This window comes from Filobacillus milosensis (genome assembly GCF_004402015.1).
Taxonomy (GTDB): domain Bacteria; phylum Bacillota; class Bacilli; order Bacillales; family Alkalibacillaceae; genus Filobacillus; species Filobacillus milosensis.
In genome coordinates, this window is the sequence record NZ_SOPW01000004.1 from 202,758 (window position 1) to 222,788 (window position 20,031).

A 20,031-nucleotide genomic window follows, 5' to 3' on the forward strand; every position below is an offset into this window, starting at 1 on the left:
TAGAATGATTTGAAATCAGTTATGAAGTAGCTTCCATAGGCTGGTTTACTGAATCTGTTTGTTTATTTTTTCTGGTTAACCAGTAAAAAATCGGTGTATCTAGTGTAGCAATGCCTAACTTAATTACATATTGGCTTAAGATCATCATCCAAATATTTGGTACATTACCAATAAAAGCAATCGTAATAAATACAGTAGTATCAATTAATTGAGAAATTGCAGTACTCAAGTTATTTCTTAACCACTTAAGGCGAGTGTGTGTTAATTTTTTAAGCATTGAGAATATCCAAACATCAATGTGTTGGGATGTTAGATATGCTGCAAGTGACGCTAACACAAAACGGGCATTTTGACCAAGTAAAGTTTCATATGCAGTCTGCGATTCTTGTGCAAAAGGAGCAACCGGTAAAAGTTGACCAAATAAAATCATGATGCTTGCAAAAATTTGTGCGATAAACCCAAAGATGATCGTCTGTTTAGCTTGTTTTTTTCCGTAATTTTCATGAATGATATCAGTGATTAAAAACGTGACTGCATAAACAACTACAGCAGCTGGAACAATAAAGTTTTCACTAAACATAACAAGTTTACCAGCAATTACATTTGCAACAACTAAAGCACTTGCAAAAATGACATTAAGCAGAATTAACTTTTGATCTTTACTCATCATTGTCACGTACCGCCTTTGTGGTGAGCTCAATGCCACCACGTGCCGATTGGTATACTGTGACTTCAACATTAAGAGGCTCAATAGCAAAAACAATATCATCTGCAATTTGTGCCGCCAATGATTCACAAAATGCTCCTTGATCTCTAAATGACCAAAGATAAAACTTCAATGACTTAGATTCAATGCATTTATTTTTAGGAGTATAAGTGATTTCCACTCTTCCGAAATCGGGTTGACCCGTTTTCGGACAGACCGCAGTAAATTCTAACGCATTAAACGTAATTGATTGAACATTCGGCGCATCAAACGCCTCGTTCTTTAAAATCTCGCGCCCTTCCTCGACGCTATTCGGTCTAGGCATTGGACCTGACCTTGGTAGATAATAGTTCTCTGACATGTTAATCATCTCCTTAGTTTTGATTAAGCAGGATTTCGCGAACTGCTTATATGTGCGGTAACACAAAATATAATTATAACAGAGAAGTAATATAAGTGGAAGACACAAAAAACACAAAAAACCCTATAGCTTTTTCAGCTACAGGGTTGTACTCTTATCGATCTCTATTTCTGTTTCTTAAGAACGTAGGAATATCGAGTGTATCTTCTTCAAAAGATTTGCGACTTGGCGTTTCTTGTCTTTGTGGTTGTTGTTGAGCTTGATTTAAAGAAGGACTTGGATTTGATGCTGGTCGCTGTTGAAATCCTTGTGGTTGTCCTTGGTCTTGTTTTTTGCTCTCATCAAAGCCAGTAGCAATTACTGTTACCACAATTTCATCTTTAAGATTTTCGTTAATAACTGAACCGAAAATCACATTAACTTCCTGGTCAGCTGCTGAAGTTACGATTTCTGCAGCTTCTTGTACTTCAAATAAACTTAAGTTAGCTCCACCAGAGATGTTCATTAATACACCGTGAGCACCGTCTATTGAAGTTTCAAGTAATGGTGAAGAAATAGCTTTCTTTGCAGCCTCTGTCGCTCGGTTTTCACCTGTAGCCACACCAATTCCCATTAATGCTGAACCTCGATCAGCCATAATTGTTTTTACGTCTGCAAAGTCAACGTTAATAAGACCCGGAACAGCAATTAAGTCGGAAATACCTTGTACACCTTGTCTTAGCACATTATCTGCTTCACGGAATGCTTCTAACATAGGTGTGTTCTTATCAACAATTTCTAATAAACGATCATTAGGAATAACGATTAGTGTATCAACACTTGCTTTTAGTGAATCTACACCATTCGTTGCCTGAGTAGATCTTTTTCTGCCTTCAAATAAGAACGGACGAGTAACAACACCAACAGTTAATGCATTCATTTCTTTAGCGATTTGGGCAACAACAGGTGCAGCACCAGTACCAGTTCCACCACCCATTCCAGCAGTAACAAATACCATGTCAGCACCTTGAAGTGCTTCTTCAATAAGTTCTCTGCTTTCTTCGGCAGCTTTTTTACCGACCTCTGGGTTAGCTCCTGCCCCTAAACCTCGTGTTAATTTTTCACCAATTTGTAGTTTAGTTTCAGCTTTTGATAGATTAAGAGCTTGGGCATCTGTATTAACTGCAATAAATTCTACACCTTGTACACCATGTTCAATCATTCGGTTAACAGCGTTACTACCACCACCGCCGCAACCGATTACTTTTATTGTGGCTAGTTGATCAACATTTGATTCGAAATCTAACATCTTTTGTTCCTCCTATTGTTCAAAATTCCTTTTCAATGACTTTTGTGAAGGAATCACTAAATATTAATCGAAAAAGTAATTCTGTAATCGTTTAACTAGGTTTTCTTTATCATTTGGTTTAGATTTATCTGTATCTTTCTTAGCTTTACTTACATTTTTATCTTTCATTGGTTTGACTTTTTGTGGCTCATCAGTTTGAATACCACTAACATAGTCTTTACCTTGTATTTTCGCATTACGATAGGCAAATTGCAAGGTGCCTAGACCAACTGTAAAATGAGGTTCTCTAACACCTATATGAGTAGGTACTGATGACCTTACATTAGTCTGAAATATATCTTTAGCCAAATCAATGACTCCTGGCAGGCTCATCACACCTCCAGTTAAGACATAACCACCTGGTAAATCTCTATACCCCATTCTTCTGAACTCTTGTAATACGAAATGAAAAATTTCAGCTAATCTTGCTTCAATAATTTCCGTAATTTGTACTTGGTTAAAGATTTGTTGATCATTACTTCCAATTGTTGTGACTGAAAATGTGTTTTCTTCGATGGCATCTTTTAAATAGGCATGCCCATAGTCTTGCTTAATAATTTCTGCATCCTCTGTAGTTGTCTTCATTCCAATGGATAAATCTTTAGTAATGTTATCTCCACCAAGAGGTATTACAGATGTTTCAACCAAGTTACCGTCAGAGTAAACAGAAACTGTTGTACTACCTGCTCCGACATTAACAAGGCCTACACCTAGATTTTTTTCATCTGGTGATAACGCAACTTCTCCCGAAGCTAATGGTTGTAAACAAATATCCTGTACTTCTAAACCTGCACGTTCAACGCATTTTAGAATGTTATGTAAATTTGTTCGTCCACAAGTAATTAATGTTCCTTGCATTTCTAAACGAACGCCAATCATCCCACGTGGGTCTGTTATTTCATCTTGACCATCTACAATGAATTGTTGAGGAATGACATCAACAATCTCTCTCTCAGGCGGAATAGACATAACTTGAGAAGCCTCAATTACTCGTTGAATATCTTCATCTGAAATTTCTCTTGTTTCACTTGATACAGCAACAACTCCATGGCAATTTTGAAGTTGTATATGACTGCCGTTTATACTTACAATAACTCGACTAATTTCCATATCTACCATACGTTCAGCCTGATCTACAGCATTTTGTATTGAATGAACGGTTTGGTCAATATCAACAATAGCTCCCTTTTTCATTCCTTTAGATTCAGCTACACCAACACCAATCACATTCATTGTATCATTTGAAACTTCACCGATAATTACTTTGACTTTGGAAGTACCAATATCTAAACTGACTAATATTTCACTACGATTCAACTTCTGCACCTCCGACTAAGGCATCTGCTACGAATTCTTTTGTTTTCCTTATACATTAATTCAATGTATTTTATATAATACCTTCTACTCAATTAAAAAAATTACATTTTTGTACATATTTAAGAATCAGAGTCTTCTTCTGAAGAATCCAATTGAACTTCTTCCCCAGATTCATAAGGCTGGAAGTATGCACCAACATCAATATATAATATCCCCTTCATATCAGGTGTTAACTGAGATGAAATAGAAGGATATACTTTCATTTTTTCTGAGAAATTGTGGATGGATGCAATAACTTCTTGTCCATCAGTTGTAAACATTCTCAATTGATCTTGATTCATATCGTCTGGTTCCCAATAAATTTCAGAAATTAACTGTACAATTGATTCATCTAATTTTGAAAGATGGTTAGTCAATCGACTTAACTGTTCTTCATTTGAGAAACCATATAAAATTGGTGCATCCCCTCTAGGAGTTTCCAATTGAATTTCTTTAAGTATTTTTCCATTTTCTAATATTGGATAAAATTGATTACTAGATTTCACATAACCTACTCGACTATGCTCATTAACAATAATGTTGACTTGATTATACCAACTTCTCTCAACATCAACGTTATTGATTTCCAGATGCTCTGAAACCTTTTGTTCGACATCCTCAACATCAATCATCCAAAAAGATTGGTTTGTAGATAATTCACTTAAACCAATAATATCCTCTTCTGTAACAACACGATTATCAGACACTTGGATTGATTGAATGTGGCTTAATGGAGACTGCAAATAAACAATCACCATTATTAAGAATAAGATTACGGTTAGATAAGTGAAGAAGCGCCGATTGGCTTTCTTTTTTCTCTCTAGTTTTAATTGAGGAATTCGATCTTCTATCGAAACTACTTTTTTCTGAGCCATTCAAAAAGTTTCCCCTTAAAAAATTTGTAAATTCTATTTATTTATTATATCACAAGTCAACCCTATAATAATAAGGTATTTTTGCTTAAATTAAAGAATTTCTACTTCTGTTACCATTTCAATATCATATTTGTCTTTAACACGGTCTTTAATTAACTCAATTAATGCCATTACATCATCATAAGTCGCGTCATCTTCATTAACAATAAAATTACCGTGTAAATCAGAGATTTTAGCGCCACCTATTTGGTGTCCTTTCAACCCTAGTTCTTCAACAAGTTGACCAGCATGGTTAGGTAAAGGGTTTCTGAAAATACTACCTGCACAAGGATGATCCCACGGCTGAGTTTCGCGTCTGTATTCTTTATGCTTTTTCAATTCAGCAAGAATCTCTTGTTTGTCGCCTTTTTCTAATTGGAAAATTGCCTCAATACAATACCCTTTTCTTTCATCTTGTAAAACCGATTTACGATAATCAAATTTCATTTCTTCATTTGTGAGCCATTCAGTAGTACCATCTTCAAACAATATATGGGCTTTAACTAAGATGTTAGAGATGTCGGATCCATGAGCACCTGCGTTCATGTACACAGCACCGCCTATACTTCCTGGAATACCTCCAGCAAATTCAAAGCCACTCAGTTCATCTCTACTAATAACAGCTGATAATCTAACAAGTGGATATCCTCCACCTACACGAATTTGGTCATCCATTACTTCAAGATGGTCGAGTCCTTTACTGAATTGTATGACAGCTCCTCTAATACCTTCATCTGGTATTAGAAGATTAGAACCTCTACCAATGACTTGAACAGGAATATCGTTTTCTTTAAGTACATCTATGGCATCTTTTAAGCCTTGAATAGATTGGGGTTGAATAAACAAGTCAGCAGGGCCACCAATCTTAATGGTTGTATGTTTCTTTAGCGGTTCATTTAGACTGACTTTACCAACTGATAGTTCATTTAATCGATCTACAATTTGTTGCATTTCAATCATCCTTTGAAGATTAATTATTATATTCACTAGAATATTTATTATTATAATTAAGTCTTTAATGTGACAAAGAACTTATTTTTACTTTATTGTCGCATAACGACTGATATTTAACAATATACCAATTGATAATAGTGTTAATGTTAACGATGATCCTCCATAACTTAATAATGGTAAAGTTATACCAGTAACAGGAATTAATCCTATCACTACACTGATATTAATCATGACTTGAATCATAATCATAGATGTTATACCAAATGCCAACAGTGATGCTGATAAATCCTGAGCATGCAAAGCAATTAAAATCCCTCTCCAAACAACTATGAAAAATAATCCAAGTATAAATGCCCCGCCTATTAACCCTAGCTCTTCAGCCATTACAGCAAATATAAAATCTGTTTGTGGCTCGGGCAAATAAAAATACTTCTGCATACTATTCCCAAAACCTAAACCCATTAAACCACCAGGACCTATGGCATATAAGGATTGTATTATTTGGAAACCGTCACCTAAAGGATCTTCCCAAGGGTTTAAGAAAGCCTGAATACGATTTATTCGGTATGGTGCAGAAATAATTAGCCCGGCTAAAGCCACCAAACCCAGCATAGCTAAACCGACAAAATGACTGATTTTAGCCCCTGAAACAAATAATAGCAGCATACCCGTTAGAACGAGTACAAGCCCAGTACCTAGATCTGGTTGAAGCATAATCAGGCCAAATGGCAAAACAATTAGAGCTAACATAGGAAAGAAACCTTTCATTAAAAAAGGTAAATCATGTTGCTTTTGTGGTAAAAGTTTTGCAAATAGTAGAATCAAACCTAATTTCATAAATTCACTTGGCTGTATACTAAATGCACCGACTCCAATCCAACTATTAGCTCCCCCTCTAACCATTCCAACTCCAGGAATAAATAGAGTTACTAAGAGGAGTAGACAGACAATGTATATGGTTACAGCCAAATTCACCCATTTAAAATAAGGAATTTTAACCATTACCCAAATACCAATTAATCCTATTGATGCAAATAATAATTGTCGCTTTAAATAAAAAAAAGCATCTCCAAATTTGTATTCTGACCACACGTAAGAAGAGCTGTAAACCATCACAACTCCAATAAGTAAAAGTATTAAAACAGCTGTTAACAGCACATAATCAAGATTTGACTCATTTTTTTTCATAAAAAAACACCCCTAACTCCTTATTGAAGTCGGGGCTAATAGTAGACAAGCCCCTATTAAAACTTATGCACCAATTCAATAAACATGTCTCCACGTTCTTCAAATGATTTGAATTGATCCCAACTTGCACAAGCAGGAGAAAATAAAATAATATTTCCTTCCTCACTCAGTTGGAAAGCTTTAATAGTCGCTTGTTCTAAATTATCTACTGTTGTAATAGTTGTGTAGTGGTTACGCAATGCAGCTTCTTTTATTTTCATAGCCGATTCACCATAAGTTACACAATGCTTGACATAATCAAACGCATGGATCAGTTCATCATATTCATTCCCACGATCTAATCCACCTGCAATTAATACAATTGGTTCCTGAAAAGCTTGAATGGCTTTTAAAGTTGCTTTTATATTTGTTGCCTTCGAATCATTATATACTAAGCAGCCTTGTACTTCACCTAAAAATTGCAAGCGATGTTTGACGCCAGTAAATGCTTTAAGTACTTGTGTGATTACACTATTTTTAACATTGAAATATTTAGCCACTGCTACAGATGCTAGTACATTTTCTAAATTGTGGTCGCCAGGTAATGCAATATCTTTTCGGTCCATTATTTTTTCGCCTTTATAGTATAGAGCTTCCTTATACATATAAGCACCATTGCTGTTTTCCTTTTTTAAAGAAAATGGCATTAAAGTAGCGTCCGTTAAACGAACAGCATTAGCTACGATTAAATCATCTTCATTGTAAATAAACAAACCTTCACTCGTTTGATTCTTACTAATATTCATTTTTGATTGTATATAATCACCCATAGTTTTATGGTAATCGAGATGGGCTTCGGTAATGTTTAATAACACTGCTATATCTGGCTTGAGTTCGTTAATTGCCTTTAATTGAAAAGAGGATAGCTCCATTATTACTGGCTGATTTTCATTTTGCTCGCGTGCTACTTGTGATGCGACTTTTCCAATGTTTCCAGCGATTAACGGTTTAAGTCCAGCTGCGTTGAGTATTTCATGAATTAATGTGGTCGTAGTAGTTTTACCATTCGACCCTGTGATGGCAACAATTGGACCATCTATTAGATAATAAGCCAATTCAACCTCTGTGATGATTGGTATTTCTCTTCTTTCAGCTTCTTTTATTAACTCATGATGATAAGGAATTCCAGGGTTTTTGACGACTAAATCAACCTCTTCCAACACTGAAAATGGATGTTCGCCTGTAATGACCTCAATTCCTAAATCATGAAATCGTTTTGCAATATCATTTTCATTCAAAGGTGTTAAATCGTTAATTTTAAAGTTGATATTACTATCATATAATAATTGGGCTGCTGCCTCACCACTACGTGCCAGGCCCAGCACCAATACGTTTTGATAATCAAAATCTTGTAATGTCTTCATTATACGAACACCTCAATAAACAATCCAATTGCAGCGCAAAGAATTCCAACTAGCCAGAACGTTATAACAACACGCCATTCGGACCAACCAGAGAGTTCATAGTGGTGGTGTAATGGACTCATTTTAAAGATCCTTTTACCACCAGTTAATTTAAAATAAGTGACTTGCATCATAACCGATAAAGTTTCAATAACAAACACTCCACCAATTATGATCAGTAACAATTCCAATTTCATTAAAATGGCTACTGTAGCTAATATAGCACCAATAGATAATGAACCGGTATCTCCCATAAATACTTTAGCAGGATGACTATTAAACACAAGGAACCCTAATAGTGAACCAACCACTGCTAACGAGAAAATAGTGATCTCTGCATCTACATGATGATGCGTGCCGATAACAGCAAATGCAGCGAAAGCGATTGACGCTGTACCTGCAACTAAACCATCTAAACCGTCTGTAAGATTTACAGCATTTGATGCTCCTACTAACATGACTAAAATTAATACACTATAGAACCAGCCAAATTCAACAGATAAATCGGTACCGGGTACAGTGATTGTTGTGTCATAACCATTATTATGTAAAACAACATAAACCACTATAGCAATGAATAGTTGACCTAACATCTTCTGTTTAGACGTTAATCCTAAATTTCTCTTTTTAATTATTATTATCAAATCATCTAAAAATCCTATAAGTCCGTAACCTATTAACACGAATAAAAGTATAAAAAATTCACTTGTCATATTAGCCATTTCATATTTCCAAACCATAAATAAGGATGCAAAAATAATAGATAATATAATCATAACTCCGCCCATAGTTGGGGTCCCTGATTTGGCCTTGTGAGATTCTGGTCCTTCTTCCCTTATACTTTGTCCAAATTTTAATCGCTTTAAGAAGGGGATTAAAAGTGGAGATATAATTACTGAAAATAAAAACGCTATGCTAATCGTGATGATTAGTACAGATTGAGGCATGGTGTTCCCTTCCCTTCACATTATTTTAATTGATCAATGACTTTTTCTAACTCTATACCACGTGATGCTTTAAATAGAATAACGGTATCTTCGTCAATTTGTTTTTCTAAATAATCTGCTAAAGTAGTCTTATCGTTAAAGTGTTTTTTCTCTCCATTGAAGCCTGATGGTAATCCATTCAAAATGTGACGGCTTACATCACCGACTGTGTAAACAGCATCAATGTTAGAATCGATAGCTTGTCCAACTCTCTCATGATCGGATATGGCGTAATCACCGAGCTCTAATATATCCCCTAATACAACAATTTTCTTAATGAAGTTCATTTGTTTTAGTACATCTATTGATGCAATCATCGATGTTGATGAAGCATTATATGCATCGTTAATTATGGTAAAACCATGTTTAGATTTTAGTTGTTCAAATCTCATTGAAGGTAATTCAATATGTCGAAGTTGGTTGATTACCTTTTCAGTATCTAAATTTAAGCATTTACACAACGCATAAGCAAAAGCTGTATTCTTTGCCTGGTGTTTCCCTAATAATGGAATCTCTATTGATTGATCATTGATTTGGAATGAAGTAGATTCATTTCCTTGATTTATGTTTTCTATAATATAATCATTGTCTGAAGAGAAGCCACATGTTAAATTATTCTTAGTATGTTGGCCTTCTAACAAAGGTTCATCACCATCAATAATTAACACACTTTCTTCTCTAAAGCCTGAAGTGATTTCTAATTTAGCTTTTGCTATACCTTCACGACTGCCTAGGTGTTCAATATGAGATTCACCAATATTAGTAATAATACCGTAATCAGGCTTCACTATATTTGATAATAATTCAATTTCACCGAACGCGCTCATTCCCATTTCAACTACTAATGCCTCGGTATTCACATCCATATCTAATACTGTCATTGGTAATCCGATATGATTATTCAAGTTACCTTGAGTTTTCCAGACCTTATAGGTGGAAGATAAACAATTAGCTACGATTTCTTTAGTAGTCGTTTTACCATTAGAACCAGTAATTCCAACGACAATTGGATTAATTAGTTCCCGGTAAAATGTAGCTAATTGTTGTAAACCTTCAGTTGTGTCATTTACATAAAATACTGGAAAATTATCTTCCACTCCCTCAAGGTATCTACGACTTGAAAGGATAGCCACTGCGCCATTTTTTATGGCTTCAGGTATGAATTCATGGGCATCAAATTTATCCCCAATAATCGGTACAAACAATCCATTTTTAACTTGTTTGCGACTGTCAGTAAACACCTCGAATATATTCTTTTCATCAATTTTGCCTGAATAATTCGTGAATAATTGCTTTAATTGATTCAAGTTAAATTTCTGCATGATTTTAAGTCTCCCTTATTCGATCTTCTAAAAATGCTTTGGCGATTTCTCGATCGTCGAAATGGTATCGTTTACCTTCAATTTCCTGATAGGTTTCATGGCCTTTTCCTGCAATTAAAACAATGTCATCTTTTGAAGCTGACATGATTGCATGTTTAATGGCCTGTTTGCGATCGGTGATGACTTTGAATCGCTTATCATTCAAGTGACCAGTCATATCTTTTAATATGGCCTGGGGCTTTTCACTTCGGGGATTATCAGATGTAAAGTAGGAAAAGTCACTATACTTCATCGATACATTAGCCATTTTGGGCCGTTTAGAGCGATCTCGGTCACCCCCACACCCAACGACGGTTAATATTTTCCCTTTTTTGATTTCATTTAACGATTCTAATACATTTTCTAAAGAATCAGGTGTATGGGCATAATCAACAATCACTGGAAAGGTTTGACCTACATCAACATATTCCAATCGACCAGGAACACCTTTCGAAAGCTGTAGTGATTTTTTGACTACCTCAATTGGTATACGGTAATGGTATGCCACCGCAATTGCTGCCAACATATTGTATACGTTAAACTTGCCCGCCATATTCGATTTAATACTAAATGTATTTTGGGGTGTGACGACTTCAAAAGAAGAATACTTTGCACCCAGCTCTAAATTCTTCGCTTTAATAAAAGCCTCGTCTGATAATCCATATGGGATAATAGGAAACGATGTTGCCCGCTCCATTACTTCCGCATATCGATCATCAATATTAATAACAGCTACTTTCTGTTGATTATAATCATTACCCAACTGAGAAAACAGCAGTGATTTAGCATAAGCATAATCATTCATATTTAAATGATAATCTAAATGATCTTGAGTTAGGTTGGTAAACACAACTGTATTAAACTGTATACCATAGACTCTACCTAAATGTAATGCATGAGAAGATACTTCCATAAAAACGGTATCTATATTTTGTTTTAACATCAGATTTAAATGTTTATGCAGAAATAAACTATCTGGGGTTGTGTTAGATATAGGAAAAGTCTGGTTACCGATCTTCATATCTATTGTTCCAATAACCGCTGTCTGGTGACCATATTCTTTAAAAATTCCATCTAATAAATAGGTCATAGTCGTTTTACCGTTCGTCCCTGTTATCCCAATAATATTTAAATGTTGACTTGGATTACCATAAAAGCGATTTGCTAGTAAAGCTAAAGCTTTTACAGTATTAGGGACATAAATAACAGGTAAACTTGACTCGATTTGACGCTCTGCAATAATGGCACATGCTCCATGCTCTTCAGATTCACCTATAAAGTCATGACCATCTGAGTTAAAACCTTTGATACAAACGAAAAGAGAGTTTTTACTTACTTTTCTAGAATCCATTTCAATGTTGTCAACTAAAAGATTGGTAGGAATGTTTGCTGTGTTGTAGATCTTGAGGTCTTCTAAAAGCTCATGTAAATACATGGCATCTCCTACCTTCAACACTTATTTACATTCATAGTTATTATAGCAAAATTTAGCTTGTATAAATACGAAAGATTTAGATTTAGTTCGGGTCTCCTAAATAGACTCGGATTATAGAACCTGATTCTACTTTTTCCCCAGGACTAGGAGATTGCGATATCACTGTGTCGCCTTCTCCATGAACATCTAATCGCAAATCATACAAGTAGGTTCTTAGCTTTTTGATATCTTCTCCAACTAAACCTGGAACCTCCACTTTTGGAGAGTCTGGCCACTGATATTCCTTTTCTAAACCACCTTCACGCTTAGGTACATCTTTTTTCCTTAAAATATCACCTAATATCTTTCCACCAATAGGACTCGCAACTACACCACCGAATTGAATTGTATTTTTTGGATTATCCACCGCAATATAAACTAAGTATTCAGGGTCATCTGCAGGAGCAAAGCCAATAAATGATACGATATGGTTATTCTCTAAATACCGTCCATTAGGTCCTACTTTTTGTGCTGTACCAGTTTTTCCTCCGACTCGATAACCATCTAAATAAGCACCTCGACCTGTCCCTTTTGCTACAACAGTTTCTAACGCTCGACGTACTTCGCTAGAGGTTTCTTCAGAAATTACTCTCTCCTTAAGTGTAGGCTCTTTACTCTCAATTACTTCCCCTGTTGCAGGATCAATTAAACCTTTAACCACATATGGCTCATATAAATATCCACCATTAATTGCAGCAGCGACAGCAGTCACTTGCTGAATAGGGGTGACAGAAACCCCTTGACCGAAAGCTGATGTAGCAAGTTCAACTGGACCTACTTGTTCATCCTTAAATAATATTCCTTTACTTTCTCCTTGTAGATCAATTCCTGTCTTTTGTCCAAAACCGAATTCACGGATATAAGTGAAAAGCTTCTCTTTACCCAATTTTTGCCCCAAATTAACGAAGCCTGGGTTACAGGAATTCTGAACAACTTCTAAGTAAGATTGACTGCCATGGCCTCCACTATGCCAGCATCGAATTCTAGCGCCTCCTACTTTAATATGTCCTGAATCGTAATAAGTGTCTTTGTCTAAGTCAACCAGATTTTCTTCTAACGCCGAGGCTAAAGTGACAATTTTAAATGTAGATCCAGGCTCATAAGTACTAAATACGGGTAAGTTACGGTTATACACTTCTGGCGCGACAGATTGATATTCAGCCGGATGAAATGTTGGTCGGCTCGACATCGCTAATACCTGTCCATTATCTGGATCCATAACTATGGCTAACGCTCCATCAGGATCATACTTTGCCTGAGCAATATCTAATTCACGCTCAACGATTGATTGAATTTCTGCATCAATTGTAAGGGATAAATGATTACCGTCTTCAGGTGGGCTATAACGGTTAGATAATTGATTCAACCTTCTTCCTTTTGCATCAGAGAAAAAAGAAAGAGCACCGCGATCACCTTTCAGTTCCTCATCATAACTGGCTTCTAGGCCCATTAATCCCTGGTTGTCAATCCCAGTAAAGCCTAAGACATGAGCTAATAGTTCATCATGAGGATATAATCTTTTTGAATCTTGAGCTAGATAAATTCCAGGCTCGTTTAGCATTCTTATTTGGTCAGCTTGTTCTTCAGACAGCTTCTTACCTTCAGGATGAATAATTTCTACTGCGGCCACTTTCGTTAAATGCTTTAGCGCTTCTTCTTCAGTAATTGGTATTATATCTGCTAATTTTTTGGCAACTTCTTCTGGGTTTACAATCTGACGAGGAACGACAGCTAAGGTTGGCGCTAATTGGTTGTCCACTAAAACTTCACCATTTCGATCTAAGATTTTCCCTCTTTCAGCAAATAAAGGAATATCTCGACTCCATAATTCCTCAGCTTTTGCCAGAATCTCCTCACTGCCTATTAACTGAACATAGGCTAATCGACCGAGCATGATAATAAAATATAAAGCAATTAATAAAAAAACAGTAGTCAAACGTCTTTTCACAGTTACTGCAGCAATTCGTCTCAATGTGTCATTCTCCTTTGCACATAATCCTTATGCTTGTATTAAAACTATGAAAAAACGTATTAAATTAGACCACTGTTTCTTAAAAAGCTTTCTATAAAAGCTATTCATCTGATGATTGATTTGTATCTTGGTTTTCCGAGTTCTCCTCTTCGTTTTGATCCGTTTGTTGTTCCGTTTTAGTCTTTAGTTCTACAATCAAATGACTGTCATTAGACAGTTTTGATCCGACAGGAATATTTTGTTTAATAACAAAACCTTTTCCAAGGAAGTCAACCTTAATCTCAAGTAACTCTACCAGAGATAATACTTCTCTCAAAGTCCAATCAGAGACATCTGGCATGGTTGGCTCGCCATTCGTTTGTAAGATGATATGTTTGTTTCGTAATACCGTATCACCTTCTTTTGGTGTTGAATCTACAATTTGATCTCCATTACCAGCTACTGTTACTTTAAACTCTTGTTCTTTTAACCTACTAACTACCTGCTTAGTCGGTTGTTTGTAAAGGTCCTCTAATTTTGTTGATTTAATAGTCTGTTCGGCATCTTGGTCAGGTTCTACTTCTAAATAATGAAGACTGTTTTCCATGACAGTTTTATAAATGTATGACGTTGTATCAGATCCATAAAAACTATAATCAATTTTAGGTCGCTGAACAGCTACATACATCATTAACTCCGGGTCTTCTTTAGGTGCCATACCGATAAATGAATATAATAGATTATCAGCACCATCCATGTAGCCTCCACCTTCTGGATTAGGCATTTGTGCTGTACCAGTTTTGCCAAACGTTGAAAAGTTCTCTAGACGAAACTTTTTACCTGTACCGTCCTCTGACACGACTGTTGATTCTAATAAATCTTTTACTTTTTCAACTGTATCAGGTGATATTGGATTTCCTACATACTCAGTTTTATTTTCAAAAACTATTTCTTGGTTATTAGGATTTTTGATATGAGACGTTACGAAAGGCTTAACCATTTTACCTTCGTTGGCCAATACAGATGCAGCTTTCATAATCTGAATTGGTGTAAACGTTGAATTCTGACCAAACGCCGTTGTGATTTGGTCCATTGGGTACCTATAAGAAATCGTCCCTATTTTTTCCCCTTTCAAATCAATCCCTGTTGCTTGATCAAATTGAAACGCATGAAGATATTCCAAATATTTCTCAGGACCAAGCTGTTCCCATAGTATTTTAGCAAAGGCTACGTTTGATGAATGACGTACACCTTCATCATAAGTAATGACGCCCCAGCCTTTATCATTATAATCGCTGATATACCTGTAATTCTCATTAATTCTATATCGACCGGACTGGTAAGTATCTGACCCATTATAAACACCTTCTTCGATTGCTGCAGAAAGTGTAAATATTTTCATAGTTGAACCTGGTTCGAAAGGATACGATATGGCATCATTGTACCAGTTTTGAATGTTCTCCCGTGTGTTGGGATTAAAACTTGGTCTATTACTAATCGCTAATACTTCACCCGTATCAGGATCCATAACAATCCCGATAATTTTCTCTGGCTCATATTTTTCATCAACAGTTGTCATCGCATCTTCTAAAAATGTCTGGATTTTCTGATCAATAGTCAGATAAATGTCGTTTCCATCCTTAGGCTGCTGAACCTGTTCTTCAGCATTTAACAATTTATATCCATACTTATCTCTTTTAAAACGGATATAACCGTTCTCGCCTTTTAATTGTTCATTGTACTCTTGTTCAACACCATATGCGCCAACGATTTCTTCCTTCTGTGTTTCTTCGTTAACCTTCTCTTCTGTAAAGCCTAACACATGTGAAGCAAAGGAACCGTTTGGATAGTATCGCTGTAGTCCACTATCAAAATATAGACCTGGTAATTCTAACGACTCTATCTCTTGCTTTTTCTCCTCTGTTAAATTACTTCCAAAACGACCAAATTCAACTTGGAATTTTCCACCTTCTAGTATTTCAACAATTCTAGCTTCATTTAAACCGATAATATGTGCCAATTTCGCCGCTGTTTTTTGGAAATCTTCGACATGTAATGGCTTCGAGGAATTGCCCGTATATTCCTCATCAACAATCGCGTACAAATCATAACTAGGTTTATTGCCTGCTAATACCATACCTGTTTTGTCAAAGATTTCACCACGTTCTGCCTCTAGTTCACTGTTTGAATCTCTAAATTTATCAGCAAAATTAATTAAATCGACCGATTGTACTTCACCAGTAATTTGGATGTACATAAAACGGCCGATTATTAGCATAAATATTAGTGTAAATATACCAACGAGCATGATAGACATTACACTTTTCTGATTAATTTTTGACATATTCCCCGACACACCTTAATTAGATTGAGATGCCTGTTTAACTTTCGCGTTCTTAATGTTTAAACCATGTTCTTCAGCAATTGCCAAAATACGACTTGGTTTGCTCATTTCTTTTACCTCAGCAACTAATGTAGTGTTTTCAGATTGATAATGCGTGATGTTTTGATTAACTTGCTGAATATCACGGTTTAAGGTATCAATCGATGACGAGTATTGAACTGTAAAAATCATAGCGATGGCTACAATTATAATACCAGCCGAATATAAAACTTTTTCACCCTTAGAAAACCATGATTTTCTTAGTGGTTGTTGTTTTTTCTTTGGGGTAGGTGGTGATTGATACGTTTTTCTCTCAGGTACCATAGAATACTTTCTAATTTCTTCTGCCGCCATGATTAATTCCTCCTTCTATCCATTGAATATTGCTCTTCCCATTCTTTAACTTTCTCAGCAATTCTCAATTTAGCTGAGCGTGACCTTCTATTCTCTTCTAATTCATCTTCATTTGGTAAGATTGGTTTTCTTGTAATTAACTTAAATGGTGGTTGTACTTCATTTGGCATGATTGGTATATCTTTAGGAATATCTGGACCAGTACTCCACTTTTTCATTGATTGCTTACAAATTCGATCTTCTAATGAGTGGAAAGTAATGACTGCAATCCTTCCACCAATACTTAATTTTTTTGCAGCTTGATCTAACGCTTGTTCGAATACATTTAACTCGTCGTTGACAGCTATACGAATAGCTTGGAAGACTCTTTTAGCAGGGTGCCCACCTTTTCTTCTCGCAAAAGCAGGTATCCCTTCCTTAATTAAATCCACAAGCTCATATGTTGTTTCAATTGGCTTAGTCTCTCTGGCCTTTTCAATTTTTCTGGCAATTTGTTTAGCAAATTTTTCTTCTCCATATTTAGAAAAAGTTCTTACCAGATCTTCAAAAGCCCACTCATTCACCACTTGATAAGCGCTTAAATCACTGTCTTGATTCATTCGCATGTCTAATGGTGCGTTATACTGATAACTAAAACCTCTTTTAGCTTCATCCAATTGCGGTGATGAAACACCTAAATCAAATATGATGCCATCAACTTCTTTTATACCTAATCGATTTAATTCCTCATCTAAGTGAGCAAAATTTTCATGTACTAAAGTTAAACGATTTTCATAGTCACTTAGTTCACTTTTTGCATATTCAATTGCTTTTAAATCTTGATCAAAAGCAATCAACTTTCCATTATCAGATAGTTGTTCAACAATTCGTTTCGAGTGACCTGCACCCCCTAAAGTGCAGTCCACATAAATGCCATCTTCTTTGATGTTTAAACCTTTGATTGCTTCATTATTCAACACACTGTAGTGTTCGAACATACTGGCACCTCTTCGTTTTAAATATCAAAATCCATCATATTCTCCGCAATCTCAGCAAAAGACTCTTCAGACTCTTCAACGTAGTCTGTCCATTTATCTTTCGACCATAATTCAATGCGGTTTGATACCCCAATAATGATACATTCTTTTTCAAGGTCCGCGAAATTTCTTAGCGGAGATGGAATGTTAATTCGCCCTTGCTTATCAATTTCACATTCAATGGCTCCAGAAAAGAAAAACCTTGTAAAGGCTCGTGCATCTTTCTTAGTTAAAGGTAATTTCTTTAGCTTCTCTTCTAGAATTCGCCATTCTTCTTGTGGGTATGCAAATAAACAATTGTCTAATCCACGGGTTAAAACAAAAGAATCGCCAAGTCCTTCACGGAACTTAGCAGGAACAATAATTCGTCCCTTTGAATCTATATTATGTTGGAATTCACCCATGAACATAGACTTCGCCCCACTTTTTCATTAGTTTACCACATTCCCCCACTTTCTACCACTTCATTTTTTAATTTTTTTAAAAAAATTAAAAAACACGCATCCAGGATTAACCTGAATGCGTGTTACATCAACATTTTTAAATATAAATTTAAGGTGGGGGATGGTGGTGACTGAGTGGTTACAATTCTACCACTATGTGATCTTGTTCCCATCTAGGTGGAACATTTAACAACCTTTGAGGTAAATCCATCCCAAATTCATTCATAAAATATACGATATTCCACACTCTTTCCTGCAACCCTTGGCCAGGGTAGTAAAAACTGTTCAATTCATCTAAATAACTAACAGTTTGATTGTTTTTACGTTTAATTTCTCGTGACATCCTTTTACCTAATGTATCTAACTCATCATGAAGAATGTTTAAATTCGACTTAGCATAAGCGCCGATATCATCTTGTATTTCATAAGCTACATCCTGAATAGGTTCATGTAGTTTTGAAACTTCCCTTTTCATTTGAGCAATCAGTTCTTCCACTGGTTTTGATGTCTGGCGTTTTAACCAATTCATTTTGTACTGATTGGTTCCCTGATGAAAAAGTTTCTCTAGACTCAAACCAAATTGATTTAACCGTTGTTTGTGTTTAGGTGTTAATAGAGTTAATGACAACCTTGGGGTAACAATCGGAAATTGGAGACCCACCGCTTCAAAACTTTGCTTTAGTACAGACCAATAGGCAATTTCACCAGGTCCACCAACGAAAGAAAGAACTGGAAAAACCATTTCCTGCATCATTGGACGCGTAACTACATTATTACTAAAACAATACGGTTCGTCGTTCACTTTTTGGATTAATTCTTCTTGAGACAATTTGATTTGTTCATCTTTTGTTATCCAAAGGTTTCCATGCTTCTCTAATAATTGTCTCTCTCCATTCAAGTGATAAAACAAATGACCATCTTCTGCCGATGCATCAAGAGAAATGGTATAACCTTTTTCTGCTTGTGTATTTAATTCTTGAACGACAGAAGTTGAAATTTCTTCTTGCTTTTTGATGATTTGGATAAAATAATCTTTTTCTAACTCCCTTAAGCCCTCGTCATCTGAATCGACTAATACGAGGCCAGTATCCTTAAATAATCGATTAAGGAGTTGAGCAAAATAGTCAACAAAAGTGTCACTACCATCTATACAATCAATTAATAAACGATATAAATCCGAAGAGTATTCTGTTTCTTGCAGAGATTGGAATAAGTCCTTAATCCATTTTTGTAATTCATCTTGATTAAGTATACGGTTAGAAACCGGTGTCTTCTCAGAATCTTTTGCGTCTAATTTATACTTGTTCAACCTCTGATTCTCATAATTAAATACATGATTAATTTCTTCAAAATCATGGTCTTCTCCAGCTATCCAAAAAACAGGAATAACAGGTTGTTGTAAGTATTCACTCTGTTCTTTTGCTTGAAGAATAATAGAAATAATCTTATGGATGGTATAGAGAGGTCCAGTTAAAATACCGGCTTGTTGACCTCCAATGACTACAACTGATTTTGAATCTCTGAGCTTTTCAATATTATTTTTAACATGTTGGTCCATTCCCCATTTGTGATTTTGAGTAAGTAATACCTGAACCAATTCTTCACGTTTATAAGCCTGCTGACACAAATATTCATAACGTTTTTTGAAATTACTTAAATGATAAGGGTCATAATGAAATTGAGTATAAATAGATTCTTCTCTATTTCTATAATCAGATATAAGTGCTGATTGATTATCTAATGAGATCGACTGAACGTTCATGTTAATACCTACCTTTATCTATGTATCACGTTTTTCACTCTGATTAGTATTTT

17 protein-coding genes are annotated in these 20,031 nt (G+C 35.5%); all 17 read right to left on the bottom strand.

Annotation, left to right across the window (positions count from 1 at the left end):
* Positions 1 to 19: 19 nt before the first annotated feature.
* The gene (locus tag E3U55_RS05590; RefSeq protein ID WP_134339363.1) at positions 20 to 670 is read right to left on the bottom strand and encodes a queuosine precursor transporter; all 651 of its coding nucleotides are present in this window, start codon (positions 668 to 670) and stop codon (positions 20 to 22) included.
* Positions 660 to 1,067, bottom strand: a complete 408-nt coding sequence (gene queF, locus E3U55_RS05595) for a preQ(1) synthase (protein ID WP_134339364.1) — start codon at positions 1,065 to 1,067, stop codon at positions 660 to 662. Before queF ends, E3U55_RS05590 begins: the two co-directional genes overlap by 11 nt.
* A 154-nt stretch (positions 1,068 to 1,221) precedes the next feature.
* Complete coding sequence (ftsZ, locus tag E3U55_RS05600; protein WP_134339365.1) at positions 1,222 to 2,355, bottom strand: cell division protein FtsZ; 1,134 nt, start codon at positions 2,353 to 2,355, stop codon at positions 1,222 to 1,224.
* Between the two features lie 63 nt (positions 2,356 to 2,418).
* Positions 2,419 to 3,711 carry a cell division protein FtsA gene (gene ftsA, locus E3U55_RS05605; protein ID WP_134339366.1) on the bottom strand — a complete coding sequence of 431 codons (1,293 nt, stop codon included), beginning with the start codon at positions 3,709 to 3,711 and terminating at the stop codon, positions 2,419 to 2,421.
* A gap of 119 nt (positions 3,712 to 3,830) precedes the next feature.
* Complete coding sequence (locus tag E3U55_RS05610) at positions 3,831 to 4,625, bottom strand: cell division protein FtsQ/DivIB (RefSeq protein ID WP_134339367.1); 795 nt, start codon at positions 4,623 to 4,625, stop codon at positions 3,831 to 3,833.
* Between the two features lie 90 nt (positions 4,626 to 4,715).
* A complete protein-coding gene (gene murB / locus E3U55_RS05615) occupies positions 4,716 to 5,615 on the bottom strand; it encodes a UDP-N-acetylmuramate dehydrogenase (protein WP_134339368.1) in 900 nt (299 codons plus the stop codon).
* Positions 5,616 to 5,702: 87 nt separating this feature from the next.
* Positions 5,703 to 6,806, bottom strand: coding sequence for a stage V sporulation protein E (gene spoVE / locus E3U55_RS05620; RefSeq protein ID WP_134339369.1), 1,104 nt, complete (start codon positions 6,804 to 6,806; stop codon positions 5,703 to 5,705).
* Between the two features lie 56 nt (positions 6,807 to 6,862).
* A complete protein-coding gene (murD, locus tag E3U55_RS05625) occupies positions 6,863 to 8,209 on the bottom strand; it encodes a UDP-N-acetylmuramoyl-L-alanine--D-glutamate ligase (protein ID WP_134339370.1) in 1,347 nt (448 codons plus the stop codon).
* Entirely contained in the window at positions 8,209 to 9,195 is a 987-nt protein-coding gene (mraY, locus tag E3U55_RS05630; protein ID WP_134339371.1) for a phospho-N-acetylmuramoyl-pentapeptide-transferase, read from the bottom strand. The genes murD and mraY overlap by 1 nt, the downstream gene beginning before the upstream one ends.
* A 20-nt stretch (positions 9,196 to 9,215) precedes the next feature.
* The gene (locus E3U55_RS05635; protein WP_134339372.1) at positions 9,216 to 10,556 is read right to left on the bottom strand and encodes a UDP-N-acetylmuramoyl-tripeptide--D-alanyl-D-alanine ligase; all 1,341 of its coding nucleotides are present in this window, start codon (positions 10,554 to 10,556) and stop codon (positions 9,216 to 9,218) included.
* Between the two features lie 4 nt (positions 10,557 to 10,560).
* On the bottom strand, positions 10,561 to 12,030 hold the full coding sequence (locus E3U55_RS05640) for a UDP-N-acetylmuramoyl-L-alanyl-D-glutamate--2,6-diaminopimelate ligase (protein WP_134339373.1): 1,470 nt from the start codon (positions 12,028 to 12,030) through the stop codon (positions 10,561 to 10,563).
* A gap of 82 nt (positions 12,031 to 12,112) precedes the next feature.
* Positions 12,113 to 14,041 carry a stage V sporulation protein D gene (locus E3U55_RS05645; protein ID WP_134339374.1) on the bottom strand — a complete coding sequence of 643 codons (1,929 nt, stop codon included), beginning with the start codon at positions 14,039 to 14,041 and terminating at the stop codon, positions 12,113 to 12,115.
* Between the two features lie 100 nt (positions 14,042 to 14,141).
* Entirely contained in the window at positions 14,142 to 16,364 is a 2,223-nt protein-coding gene (locus E3U55_RS05650; protein WP_134339375.1) for a penicillin-binding transpeptidase domain-containing protein, read from the bottom strand.
* 15 nt (positions 16,365 to 16,379) lie between these two features.
* The gene (gene ftsL, locus E3U55_RS05655; RefSeq protein WP_134339376.1) at positions 16,380 to 16,757 is read right to left on the bottom strand and encodes a cell division protein FtsL; all 378 of its coding nucleotides are present in this window, start codon (positions 16,755 to 16,757) and stop codon (positions 16,380 to 16,382) included.
* Between the two features lie 2 nt (positions 16,758 to 16,759).
* Positions 16,760 to 17,734, bottom strand: a complete 975-nt coding sequence (gene rsmH, locus E3U55_RS05660; RefSeq protein WP_134339377.1) for a 16S rRNA (cytosine(1402)-N(4))-methyltransferase RsmH — start codon at positions 17,732 to 17,734, stop codon at positions 16,760 to 16,762.
* Positions 17,735 to 17,751: 17 nt separating this feature from the next.
* Positions 17,752 to 18,183, bottom strand: coding sequence for a division/cell wall cluster transcriptional repressor MraZ (gene mraZ, locus E3U55_RS05665; protein ID WP_134339378.1), 432 nt, complete (start codon positions 18,181 to 18,183; stop codon positions 17,752 to 17,754).
* Positions 18,184 to 18,355: 172 nt separating this feature from the next.
* Positions 18,356 to 19,978 (bottom strand): bacillithiol biosynthesis cysteine-adding enzyme BshC, encoded by a 1,623-nt coding sequence (gene bshC, locus E3U55_RS05670; protein ID WP_134339379.1) that lies wholly within the window; start codon positions 19,976 to 19,978, stop codon positions 18,356 to 18,358.
* Between the last annotated feature and the right edge of the window lie 53 nt (positions 19,979 to 20,031).